General features: G+C 67.1%; 11 protein-coding genes and 2 pseudogenes. 5 read left to right on the plus strand and 8 right to left on the minus strand.

Going from position 1 to position 10655, the window contains the following annotated elements; genetic code table 11:
* The first annotated feature begins 575 nt into the window (after window positions 1–575).
* Window positions 576–977: a contact-dependent growth inhibition system immunity protein gene (locus KDL01_RS34200; protein ID WP_212532835.1), complete on the plus strand. Its 402-nt coding sequence runs from the start codon at window positions 576–578 to the stop codon at window positions 975–977.
* Between the two features lie 41 nt (window positions 978–1018).
* Here KDL01_RS34200 and KDL01_RS46870 read toward each other — a convergent pair.
* From KDL01_RS46870 to KDL01_RS34220, 3 genes and pseudogenes are all read right to left on the minus strand, one after another.
* Window positions 1019–1903 (minus strand): annotated as a pseudogene (locus tag KDL01_RS46870) (IS256 family transposase); the annotation flags it as partial.
* A 122-nt stretch (window positions 1904–2025) separates the two neighbouring features.
* On the minus strand, window positions 2026–2457 hold the full coding sequence (locus KDL01_RS34215) for a DUF7144 family membrane protein (RefSeq protein WP_246577401.1): 432 nt from the start codon (window positions 2455–2457) through the stop codon (window positions 2026–2028).
* A gap of 259 nt (window positions 2458–2716) precedes the next feature.
* Entirely contained in the window at window positions 2717–3106 is a 390-nt protein-coding gene (locus KDL01_RS34220; RefSeq protein ID WP_212532838.1) for an ROK family protein, read from the minus strand.
* Between the two features lie 485 nt (window positions 3107–3591).
* Between KDL01_RS34220 and KDL01_RS46200 the strand changes: the two genes are divergently transcribed.
* Window positions 3592–4059, plus strand: coding sequence for a transposase (locus KDL01_RS46200; RefSeq protein WP_368861709.1), 468 nt, complete (start codon window positions 3592–3594; stop codon window positions 4057–4059).
* A 211-nt stretch (window positions 4060–4270) separates the two neighbouring features.
* Here KDL01_RS46200 and KDL01_RS34235 read toward each other — a convergent pair whose 3' ends face one another.
* Window positions 4271–4750, minus strand: coding sequence for a hypothetical protein (locus tag KDL01_RS34235; RefSeq protein ID WP_212532840.1), 480 nt, complete (start codon window positions 4748–4750; stop codon window positions 4271–4273).
* Here KDL01_RS34235 and KDL01_RS34240 point away from each other — a divergent pair.
* Entirely contained in the window at window positions 4743–4913 is a 171-nt protein-coding gene (locus KDL01_RS34240) for a hypothetical protein (protein WP_212532841.1), read from the plus strand. The two genes, KDL01_RS34235 and KDL01_RS34240, sit on opposite strands and share 8 nt — an antisense overlap.
* Before the next feature lie 500 nt (window positions 4914–5413).
* Here the strand turns inward: KDL01_RS34240 and KDL01_RS34245 are convergent, their stop codons facing one another.
* The 3 genes from KDL01_RS34245 to KDL01_RS34255 form a co-directional block, all read right to left on the minus strand.
* On the minus strand, window positions 5414–6193 hold the full coding sequence (locus tag KDL01_RS34245; protein WP_212532842.1) for an ABC transporter permease: 780 nt from the start codon (window positions 6191–6193) through the stop codon (window positions 5414–5416).
* Complete coding sequence (locus KDL01_RS34250; protein WP_212532843.1) at window positions 6190–7179, minus strand: ATP-binding cassette domain-containing protein; 990 nt, start codon at window positions 7177–7179, stop codon at window positions 6190–6192. The genes KDL01_RS34245 and KDL01_RS34250 overlap by 4 nt, the downstream gene beginning before the upstream one ends.
* A 115-nt stretch (window positions 7180–7294) precedes the next feature.
* Window positions 7295–7654, minus strand: coding sequence for a VOC family protein (locus KDL01_RS34255; RefSeq protein ID WP_212532844.1), 360 nt, complete (start codon window positions 7652–7654; stop codon window positions 7295–7297).
* A 157-nt stretch (window positions 7655–7811) separates the two neighbouring features.
* Between KDL01_RS34255 and KDL01_RS34260 the strand changes: the two genes are divergently transcribed.
* Both KDL01_RS34260 and KDL01_RS34265 read left to right on the plus strand, forming a co-directional pair.
* Complete coding sequence (locus tag KDL01_RS34260) at window positions 7812–8699, plus strand: LysR family transcriptional regulator (protein ID WP_212532845.1); 888 nt, start codon at window positions 7812–7814, stop codon at window positions 8697–8699.
* A gap of 1 nt (window position 8700) precedes the next feature.
* Window positions 8701–8937, plus strand: a pseudogene (locus tag KDL01_RS34265) (LysR family transcriptional regulator); the annotation flags it as partial.
* A gap of 69 nt (window positions 8938–9006) precedes the next feature.
* Here KDL01_RS34265 and KDL01_RS45620 read toward each other — a convergent pair.
* Window positions 9007–10554: a DUF7825 domain-containing protein gene (locus KDL01_RS45620; RefSeq protein WP_212532847.1), complete on the minus strand. Its 1548-nt coding sequence runs from the start codon at window positions 10552–10554 to the stop codon at window positions 9007–9009.
* Window positions 10555–10655: the final 101 nt, after the last annotated feature.

Below are 10655 nucleotides of genomic sequence, written 5' to 3' on the forward strand. Positions count from 1 at the left end.
AACGGATCAAGGCGGGAACTCGCACGGTCACCACGCGGCTACAGACGGCCGCCTACCTAGACTTCTCATGTCCGCGGATCGGGACTCACATGTCCGCCCACCACGACTCTTCCACGTCCGCCGTCACTGGCGATAGACATCGTGATGGCGCATATGTTGCGCGACCGCGTGGTGTGGGCTTCAGAGGCGATGCACGACCGCACGGTGTGGGCTTCAGAGGCGGAGGCATTCACCTTGCCACTGGTGTTTTCGGCTGGGTCGACCGTCGCCGAAGCGTCTCGACGCCGGGGCGGGCGGAGGGCTCAGTAGTTCCGGACGGCGGTACCGCAGCGGAGTACCGCAACATGCGTGACGATCGGCTGTTCAGAGTGTCGCTCGCTGATGTAGCCCGTTCGGGTATGGGACACGTCCCTTGGCGTGGTGTAGCCGATCATGCGGCGGTGGTGTTGGGTAGCGCGGGGGTGCTTTCGGGTGGTTCGGTGGGGTAGGGCTAGTCCATGCCCAAAGTCCGACCCGCGCCGCCAGCCAGCCGCAGAGAATCAGTCGGGAGCGTCCCACGATGCGATGATCTGGCTGTGAACACGCCTGATCCTCGTTCGCTCTCGCTCGAACAGCTCGAAGGAGCCTGGCCCGAGCCGCGCGGCGAAGTGACCCGCCTCGTCGCTACGGTGCACGAAGTGCGCCGCAGACCGATCGGCATGCTGGGACCGGAAGAACTGCGGCTGCTCATCAGCCAGGGCCTGAGCTTGCGATATCTGCTGCCCTTGGCAGTCGAGATGCTCCGCGTCGATCCGATGGTGGAAGGCGACCTCTATCCCGGTGATCTGCTCTCCGCCGCGCTGTTCAGAGGTCCCCAGGCATGGGCAGATGTTCCGGACGCAGCTCAGGAGATGTGCAGGATCGTCGCCGGGATCGCCGATCTGGCGCCGGGCATACGGCGAGCAGCTCAGTACCTGGAGGGCTTGGGTGGGTTCTGACAGCCGGGCACCGGGGCACGCCCTTGTTGTTGTGTAGCTGATCAACCGGCGGGCGTGTTCGTGGTGGTGGGTAGCGCGGGGGCGTTTTCGGGGAGCTCGGGGTAGAGCTGGTCCACGCTGCCCTCGGGCAGGTAGCGGCGGGGGAAGGCGATCCACTCGTCGTGTAGCTCGAAGAGCACCGCGGTGACCAGCCACAGCAGCGCGTCGTCGTTGGGGCAGGCCTGGACGACGTCGGTGCGGCGTTTGACTTCGCGGTTGATCCGCTCTTGCGGGTTGGTCGACTGGATCTTCTTCCGATCTCGCTCCGGGAAGGCGGCGAACGCGGTCAGGTCGTCCTTCGCGTCCAGCAGCAGCATGACCTTGAGATTCGGGAACTGCTTGCCGGGCATGTCGGCGACCGTGTCGAGCTGGCTGCGGACCGTCTCCGCGGAGACCATCTCGCCGGCTTCCTTGCTGGTCACGGCAAAGGGTGTTGCGCAGGAAGTGGACCCTGCATCGCTGGTAGGCGGCGCCGAGCATGACCTTGCGGATCGCTTTGATCAGGCCGAGGTGGTGGTCACCGATGACGGGCCGGACGCCGGTCAGGCCGCGTTCGCGCAGGAGACGGAGGACTTCGGTCCAGAACAGTTCGGTCTCGCCGTCGCCGACCATCACGCCGAGCACCTCGCGGCCGCCGTTCTCGGTAATTCCGGTGGCGATGACCACGGCCCGGGAGTCGATCTGGTGCTCGACCCTGGCCTTGCAGTAGGCCGCGTCGAGGTAGATGAGGGGAATCGGACGTGGTCCAAGGGCCGGGTGCGGAACGCGGTCAGCACCGGGAAGAAGCTTCCCGACCGTAACTTGGGGATCGACAGGTCCAGGTCGCCGACCTGCGTCGTGAGGGTCTTGTCACGATGACCGTTGCGGAACGCGGTTCGGTTGCTCGCCCTTCCGCGGCTCCCCAGACGTCTCTGCTCTGGCCGACCCGGAACCGGAGTCGCCGTGTACTCCGCTCGGCGCACATCGAGCACGGCCGGTACCGGGGTACCGGCCGTGCCGAGTCGATGAATCAGTGCTCCCCTAGCTCTTTCCTCATCCCGGCGCACAACGCCCAGATGATGAAGATGTCGATGGCGATCAGCAGGATGGCCCAGAACGGGTAGTAGGGGAGCCAGAGGAAGTTGGCGATCATTCCGAGCCCGGCGACGGCGATGCCGATGATGCGCGCCCACACGGCCCCTGTAAACAGGGCCAGGCCGGTCAGGGCGATGAGGAAGCCCAGGATGAGGTGGATCCAGCCCCAACTGGTCAGGTTCAGCATGTAGGCGTAGTTGCGCGTGACGACGATCAGGTCGTCTTTGGCGATGGCGGTGATCCCCTGGAGAATCGCCATGACGCCGCCGAAGAACATCAGAACTGCGGCGAAGACCGTCCAACCGGTGGCAAAGGGCCGCAGGGAGGCGTCGGTATTCCTCGGCGGTCCGGTGGCGTTGCTGGTCATCTTCGCACTCCCTCGCGTAGGGTCGGGCGACATACCCGAGAGTTCTGCCTCCAGGCTCACACGGCGGGAACGGCGCCGCATCTCGGGACTCGTGCCCGCCTCGATCGTCGGCACCTGGACCACGGATGACCTGCCCGTATGGATGTATCTCTCCGCTACGCCAGCTCGCAGCTCGCTGGGAGCACGCCTGAGTTGCGGGGGAGCTGGAACCGTGCGGAATGACCATCGCGGCAGCGGGTTGCGCAAGGTGATCGGCATCTCAGGCAGGGGGTTCCAGTATGTGCTCGAGAGTTAATAGTCCGATGCCGAGGCAGCCGGCCTCGTCGCCGAGTTGTGCCGGTACGACTTTCGGTAGGCGTTGGAAGGTGAGCCGTTCGGTGAGGCTCGCGCGTAGCGGGGTGAGGAGCGGTTCGCCGGCTTGTGCGAGGCCGCCGCCGATGACGATGACCTCCGGGGCGAGCAGATTTGTCGCCTGGGCCAGTGCGGTTGCGAGTGCTTCGATGGCTTGGTGCCAGACGTGGTGGGCGGTGGTGTCGCCGGTGCGGAGGCGTTGGAAAACTTCGGCGGCGAGGTCTGTGTCGCGCCAGCCGATGTTCGCGGAGAAGAGCACGCGTCCGCGTGTCTCATCGACGATTCCCGGGACGGCCACGCCTGCCGCCTTGACCGTCAGGCCGTGCTCTCGGGCTGCTTGGTGAAGGGTCCGTCAGGGCGGATGCGATGGCGGCGGTGGTGGCTTCGGGACCGTGCGCTCGAGGCGTCGGGAAACGGAGACGGACCACGGGGGCGTGATCGGAACCGATGACCGCGCCCTTCATGAAGGTGCCACCGACATCGAGTGCCGAGACGTAGCTCATGTGCGATTTCACTCCGTTGTCCGGCGCCCCTGGCGGCATCGCGGCCGCCAGGGGCACCTGATCTTCCGCGCTCCCGCTACGTTCTCGCGGAAGTCCCGCTAGATCAGCCTTCTGCGCTCTACACTCCGCGTCAGCTGATGGTCCACTGCTGGAGCGCCGAGCTGGTGTTGGCCTGCTGGGTGACCAGGGCTCCGCTGGTGGCGGAGCCCTGGTCACCAGGAGGCCGCTCTTCTGCAGCGAGCTCGACGCGCCGACGGCACCGGCCTGGTTGCCGGGGTTGATGGCGAGCACTGATTCCGTGGCGGTGCCGGACGGGGTCAGCGTGAGGGACTGTTCGGCCGCGGTGCGGGTTCCGCCGACGGAGCTGCCGGGACCAGAAGTTCACGCTCTCCGAGCTCAAGGTCCCCGCCGTGCTGATCTTCTACCCCGGCGATTGGAGTCTGGTGTGCCGGGGCGAACTGTCGATGACATCCGCATCGGTCGCGACCCGGCGCCGAGCGCAGGCGTGATGGACACCCAAAGCGTGAAGACCGCCGGCGCCGTCCCCGCCCGAGGACAGGGCCCTGACCCCAGTAGAAGGAACGTGAGCCGCAAGCGCGGGATCTTCACCGACGCCCTCGGCCTGATCCTCACCATCGTCGTCACCGCGGCGAGTCTGAGCGACAACAGCCACGGCATCCAACTTCTCGACCAGGTCCACGTCGCCCATTCTGGAATCTCCATGGCCTGGGTCGACCGAGGATGCTGATCAAACGACCCCACCATCAGTGGCCAGATCCGAAACCCTTCTCAAGTATCGCTGAAGCCGAACCGGCTCATCGTCCAGCCACGATCCACCCGTGGCGACGAACGCCAGCCCGAGCAACAGCCCACTACCCCGAGAGTTCATCAGGGGCCTGTGAACCGACCTCGGGAGCGGGCTGCGCGGACGGACGCTGGGGAGATCGGGGCGACGCCGGTCAGTTGTGCTCTGAGGCCTTCCATAGGGCGACGGAGTACTGGTCGGCCTGCGCGTAGGAGACGGTGGAGGGGAAGACGGCCAGGCCGTACTCGGTCGCGTCGATCCAGGTGCACACGTGCAGGGTCTGCGACCCGCCGTCGGACTCGGTCTCTTCACCACAGCTGATCGCGCCGCCGGAGTTGGCCGGAGTCTCCTGGGTGATGCCGGTCGGGCCGCCGGTCCCGTCGATGTTGAGCAGCGCGGAGTTGGCGCCCATGCTGGTGTAGAGGCTCTCGTATCCGCTCGCCGAGGCGTCGCTCAGCTCGACCAGGGTCAGGTTGGCGAAGTACCCCGAGCTGGCGCTCTTCGAATAGGCGCCGAACAGGGCGCTTTCCAGCCCGGCCTGGGAGCTGTCGGCCTGGCTCAGCTCGGACTTCACCTGGTTGCCGACGCTGTTGTTCATCAGGGTGAGGCCGCCGGCTGCGGACGGAATGGTCATCTTCAGCGCCGCGGCGGTGCTCGCGGCCGCCGAGGGCGAAGCGCTCGCGGCACCCGTTGCCGACGTCGCAGACGTCTGTGCTGCGGCGGTACTCGCGACCGCACCCGTCCCGGCGGCGGCATCGGCCGAGCTTGAATTCCCGCTCCCCGACGTCGCCGCGTAGATACCGCCCGCAACCGCAAGTACCGCCACCACCGCGACGCCGGCCAGTAGGCCTGTGCGCCTCGGCTTGCCCGCCGGCGCAGGCGCCGAACCCTGCTCGGGGGCGGGCGCCTGCTGCCCTGTCTCGGCGCCGGCCGAACCAGGCTCTCCGAACGGTGGCAACCGCTCAGAGGGCTCCGACTGGTCGGCGGGTTCCGGCTGCCTTGATTGATCTTCAGAAGTCACCGGCAGAGGGTATCTGGCGGATGATCAGATGAGAAGTCGGCAGGGACGTTCGGACGATCGGGCATCCCCACATGCCGCGAACTCGCCTTCGCGAAAGTGGGCGGGATCGTGCTCCTCCTGAAGTTGAATGAGTGATGTCGGCGTTGGCGCGCTCATGTGAGGCGCGGGGTGGTGTCAGCTCATGGTTCTCGGCCGGGATGAGCACCTGGTGGAGAACAAGTCTCCATCCGAGGCGGCGCACTGTCGCGACCCTGCGAGAGCCGCGGGGCTCGAGTTCTACTTCTGGTCGGCGTTGAACTTCGAGGTCGACCAGAAATAGCCGAGTGCCGTGAGGCCGAGGCACCAGGCGACGGTGAGCCACCCGTTGTGGCCGATCGCGCCGCCGAGCAGCAGGCCTCGGAGGGTTTCGATGGCGGGGGTGAACGGCTGGTACTCGGCGATGGGCTGGAACCAGCCGGGCATGGAGTGGATCGGGGTGAAGGCGCTGGAGATGAGCGGCAGCAGGATCAACGGCATCGCGTTGTTGCTGGCCGCCTCGGCGCTCGGGCTGATCAGGCCCATGCCGACAGCGATCCACGTGAACGCCAAGGCGAACAGCACCAGCACCCCGAGCGCCGCCATCCACCCCAGGGCGGTGGCGTGTGACCGGAAGCCGATCGCCACCGCGATGGCCCCCACGAGGACGACGCTCACGATGGACTGCAGCACACTGCCTACGACGTGTCCGATGAGCACCGACGGGCGGTGGATGGCCATGGTGCGGAAGCGGGCGATGATGCCCTCGGTCATGTCGTTGGACACCGAGATCGCAGTCCCGACCACCGTGCTGCCGATGGTCATCAGCAGCAGCCCCGGCACGACGTAGGCGATGTACGCGGAGCGGTTGCCGCCGATGCCCGCGCTCATCGTGCCGCCGAAGATGTAGACGAACAGCAACAGCAGCATGACCGGGGTGAGCAGCAGGTTCAACGTCAGGGAGGGATAGCGCCGGGCGTGCAGCAGATTGCGGCGCAGCATCGTGGACGAGTCGCGGACGGCCAGGGACATGGAACTCATCGGGCAGGCTCCTGCAGTTCGCTGGGCAGGCCGGATTCGCCGGCCTGGGGGACGGGGCCGGTCAAGGCGAAGAACACGTCGTCGAGGTCGGGGGTGTGCACGGTCAGCTCGTCCGCCTCGATGCCGGCCGAGTCCAGCCGGTCGAGGATGGCGCGCAGCGCGCGCTGGCTGCCTTCGCTGGGGATCTGCAGCGTCAGCGCCGCGTCGTCCGGCGTGGCTTCCGGCAGGGCGCCGGCGGCGGACTGGTAGGTGGCCGGGTCGGTGAAGCGCAGCCGCACGTGCCCGCCGGGGATCAGCCGCTTCAGCTGTTCGGCGGTGCCCTCGGCGGCGATCTTCCCGTCGTGAAGCACCGCGATCCGGTCGGCGAGCTCGTCGGCCTCGTCGAGGTACTGGGTGGTGAGGAAGACGGTGACGCCGCCGGTGACCAGCTCGCGGATGATCTGCCACATGGTGTGTCGTGCGCGTGGGTCAAGGCCCGTGGTCGGCTCGTCCAGGAAGATGATCCGCGGGTCGCCGACCAGGGTCATGGCGATGTCCAGTCGGCGCTTCATACCCCCCGAGTAGGTGGAGGCGGGCTTCTTCGCCGCCTCGACGAGGTCGAAGCGCGCGAGAAGTTCGGCGGCGGTGCGCCGGCCCTCGCGCTTGGGCAGGTGGTGCAGGTCCGCCATCAGGAGCATGTTCTCCTCGCCGGTGATCAGCCCGTCGACGGCGGAGAACTGGCCGGTGACGCCGATCGCGGCGCGCACCGCCTGCGGATCGGCGGCCAGATCGTGACCGCCGATGCGGACTTCGCCGCTCCCGGGGTCGGCGGAGATGAGGGTGGAAAGGATCTTCACGGCTGTGGTCTTGCCGGCGCCGTTCGGGCCGAGCAGGGAGAAGATGGTGCCTTCCGGGACGGTCAGGTCGATGCCGTCCAGGACGGTCTTATCGCCGTAGGACTTGCGCAGCCCGCGGGCCGAGATCGCTGCGCCAGTGGGTGTCGTCATGGCGGTCAGGCCCCCTGCTCCAGGCGCGGCACACGGCGGATGGGGCATTTCGGTGTTTCATGCATGACAGAGACCTTCTATGGTGGAATGTGGGTGGAGTGGAACGACGTCCGGATCAGAAACCTGCCGGCGGTGCCCATTCGACGAGCTGGATCACGATGCCGTTGGGGTCGGTCAACCGCAGCGACCACTCACCCCACGGCTCCAGCCGCAGAGCCGTGGTGACGTCGGCTCCCTCCCGCAGCAGGCGCTCGTGCTCGGCGGCGATGCCGGTCACCGTGAAGGACACGACCGCGCCGGTCGGCGTCCGCTCGCCGGCCCAGAGTTCGATGTCGGCGGCCGCGTCGTCGCGGGCCAGCCGGATGAATCCCTCGGCGACGGTCACCTCGCGGAAACCCAGGTGTGTACTGAGGAACCGGCTGGACGCCGCGACGTCCGCGACGGTCAGCGACACGGTGGAGGCGATGATGTTCACGGCGCTACCCGAGCCGATGCCTGGTGAGGCCGGTGTATGTCATGGGTTGGACCCTCCTCTCGTCGATGTCAGGATTCTTCTGCCTCGGCGGTATCTGATCAACGACAGATCATGCAACATCGGTTAACCTGGCGGTTCACGATCACAAGGGGGTGTGGTGGAACTTCGCGACATCGAGATCTTCCTCGCGCTGGCCGAGGAGCTGCATTTCGGGCGGACGGCCGAGCTGCTGCACGTCTCGCCGGCCCGGGTCAGCCAGGCGATCAAGAAGCAGGAGCGGGCGATCGGGGCAGAGCTGTTCGTGCGGACCAGCCGCAACGTCCGGCTGACGCCGGTCGGCGAGCGGCTGCGGGACGAGCTGGCGGCCGGATATCGGCAGATCCAGGAGGCAATCGCCGGCGCGGCCGCGGCCGCACGGTGCGTGAGCGGCGTCGTCCGGATCGGATTCGCGTCGCCCTGGTGCGGTGACCTCGTCGTCAAGGCTGCCGACGTGTTCCGCCAGCGGCATCCGGCCTGCGAGGTGCAGATCATCGAGCGGCTGCTGGCCGACCGCTTCGGCCCGCTGCGCACCCGGGAGTTGGACCTGCAGCTGACCGAGTTGCCGGCCGAAGAGCCGGACATCGTCGTCGGCCCGATCCTGTTTCGCGAACCCCGGGCGCTCATGATGTCCGTCGACCACCCGCTCGCCCGGAACCAGACGGTCTCCATCGAGGACTACGGCGACTGCGTGGTGATCGGCGTCGCCTCGGTACCGGACTACTTCCGGGATTTCCATCTGCCGCTTCGCACGCCGTCGGGTAGGCCCATCACACACGGTCGGCTGGCCGCGTCGTTCCAGGAAGCGCAGTCCCTGATCGGAGCTGACAAGGGAGTCCAGCCGTCCACGGTGCGCGCGGCGCTCTACCACGCACGTCCCGACATCGTCTTCGTACCCTTCCGCGACGCCCCGACCGTCGACTACGGCGTCACCTGGCTGACCGATGGCGACTCCGTGAAGATTCATGCGTTCACTCAAGCCCTGCTCGACGTGGCGAGCGGCAAGTGACGTGGAGCATCGCGACATCGAGATCTTCCTGGCGCTCGCTGAGGAGCTGCATTTCGGGCGGACAGCCGGGCAGTTGCACGTCTCGCCGGCCCGGGTCAGCCAGGCGATAAAGAAGCAGGAGCGGGCGATCGGGGCCGAGCTGTTCGCGCGGACCAGCCGCAACGTCCGGCTGACGCTGGCTGGCGAGCAGTTGCGCGCCGACCTCATCCCGGTCTACCGCGGGCTGAGGGTGGGGATCTGTGGTCGGTTATGGTGAAGCCGCGATGGTCTCCCTCCCGGCCGTGGACCCGCGCGGGAGGGAGCCACGTCATCGCGTTTTGTGGCTCAATGCCTCTAGGAGCCGGTTGGCTTCTTGGCCGACGCGAGTCTGCTTTTTCATGGTGGCCAGCGTTGCGAGCCCGGGGATCTCGGTGACTCCTGCCACGGCGTTGGCCGCACAGCGCGCGGCGAGCAGGAGTAGATCTGGTAGGTCTCGTATGTCGGGCGTCGTGGCGAGGACGTCGATGGCGGCGGCTGTGGCCGTGAAGACGTGCGTGGCGGCTCCGGCCTGTTCGGCTTGTTGAAGTGATGCGATGAGCCGCTTGGGTCTGATCATGTCGCGGCGCCAGAGTTCTGCGGCCAGTCGGCCGAGGTGTGCGGGCTGCAGGATGCCGCGCGCTGCGAGGGTGAGGAAGGCATCTTGAGCGGCGACTCGGTTGTCCAGTCGCTCGGCCGTCAGGCCGTAGGCGAGGGCGAGGTGCGTGATGGGGCCGGGGATTCCGGCTGTTTCGGCGAGGTGGGGGAAGATCGTGGGTCCGCTTCGGTCCTCGCCGTTGGCCTGCTGGTAGAGGACGGGTATGGCGTGCGCGGCGAGGAGTTCTGGGTGCTGGGGGAGCAATACCGGCCAGAAATCACACTGAAGATTCCACCTCCTGTGGAATGCCATCTTGTCCTGAGGGTCGTACGGCGGTACCAGGACCCAGTACGGGCTCGTTGCCTCCCCTCCGACGGGGCGCATCGGCTCGGGCCGGGTGCTGCTGGACATGCCCAGCGGTCTCGCGTACGGCATCAGGTTTCTGCCGTACGTCTTGGCCTGGTCGAGGTAGTCGTCGAGAGCCGGCATCGGAGCCGGTAGCGCGGTCAGGCCGGCGGATGAAGACCGAATGTGGTCACGCGCGCTGTCGCTCACGCGGATCAGCGCTTGCTGTAGATCGTGCTTGAGCGGGCTGACCGTGCGCTGTTCGTACATTGCAATTCGTGCACGCAGGACATCGGCGTCGATTGCGCCCGAGGGCTCGGTGGGCGCGGCGAGTAGCGAGGGAACGGGCTGTTGGGCGAGGAGCGCGTCGGTGAGTTCGTTGATGCGTAAGACGGTCACCATGGTGGGGTTGGTGGCCTCGTCCGCGGTGAGACGTGTGATTTTGGACTGGCGGTGGTCTTCTCCCAGCGCGGCGTCGAAGAGGCAGCGCAACGCTCCAGGGAAGGTGTTCTGCTGCCAGCCGTAGATCGTCTGCGGAGGATACGTCGCGCGCAGCGGCGCGAGTGCCACGGCCAGCGCTTCACGGTTCCGGTCGGCATGAACGGCCACCGACGCCATGAGCAGTTCCACCTCGAGCGGCGTGATGGCCGTATTTGCCAACACGGGTGTGAACGCGGTGATCAACTCGTCGAGCGAATCGATCGCGGATGGCATCGGCACAGGCTGGAAGGGCGGGAGCTCGGTCGGCGCCGGTGAAGCCGGGATGGGAGCGGCCTGCGCGCCCGGGACGGAGAACACGCGCGCGGCATCGTCGCGCAGTGCCGGATCGAGGTGTTGCGCGGCTTGGAACAGCACGGAGATGACATCGGTGTGGGCTGCCCCGCGAATTTTGGACACTGGTCCCGCGGTGTGATCACGCGGCGAGCGTCAGGTTCGCCTGCTTCTCTCGGTAGGCTTCGAGGGGAGTCGCATAGCCGATCCCCGAGTGAAGGCGTTGG

This window comes from Actinospica durhamensis, from assembly GCF_018139695.1.
In the GTDB taxonomy this organism is placed as follows: Bacteria; Actinomycetota; Actinomycetes; order Streptomycetales; family Catenulisporaceae; genus Actinospica; species Actinospica durhamensis.

What these genes read in the sequence shown, in the direction of transcription:
- KDL01_RS34235 (WP_212532840.1), bottom strand. Translation starts at nt 4,750, where the DNA reads ATGACCATTCCGTCCGCAGCCGGCGGCCTCACCCTGATGAACAACAGC.
- KDL01_RS34215 (WP_246577401.1), bottom strand. Translation starts at nt 2,457, where the DNA reads ATGACCAGCAACGCCACCGGACCGCCGAGGAATACCGACGCCTCCCTG.
- KDL01_RS46200 (WP_368861709.1), top strand. Translation starts at nt 3,592, where the DNA reads ATGGCGAGCACTGATTCCGTGGCGGTGCCGGACGGGGTCAGCGTGAGG.
- KDL01_RS34245 (WP_212532842.1), bottom strand. Translation starts at nt 6,193, where the DNA reads ATGAGTTCCATGTCCCTGGCCGTCCGCGACTCGTCCACGATGCTGCGC.
- KDL01_RS34250 (WP_212532843.1), bottom strand. Translation starts at nt 7,179, where the DNA reads ATGACGACACCCACTGGCGCAGCGATCTCGGCCCGCGGGCTGCGCAAG.
- KDL01_RS34240 (WP_212532841.1), top strand. Translation starts at nt 4,743, where the DNA reads ATGGTCATCTTCAGCGCCGCGGCGGTGCTCGCGGCCGCCGAGGGCGAA.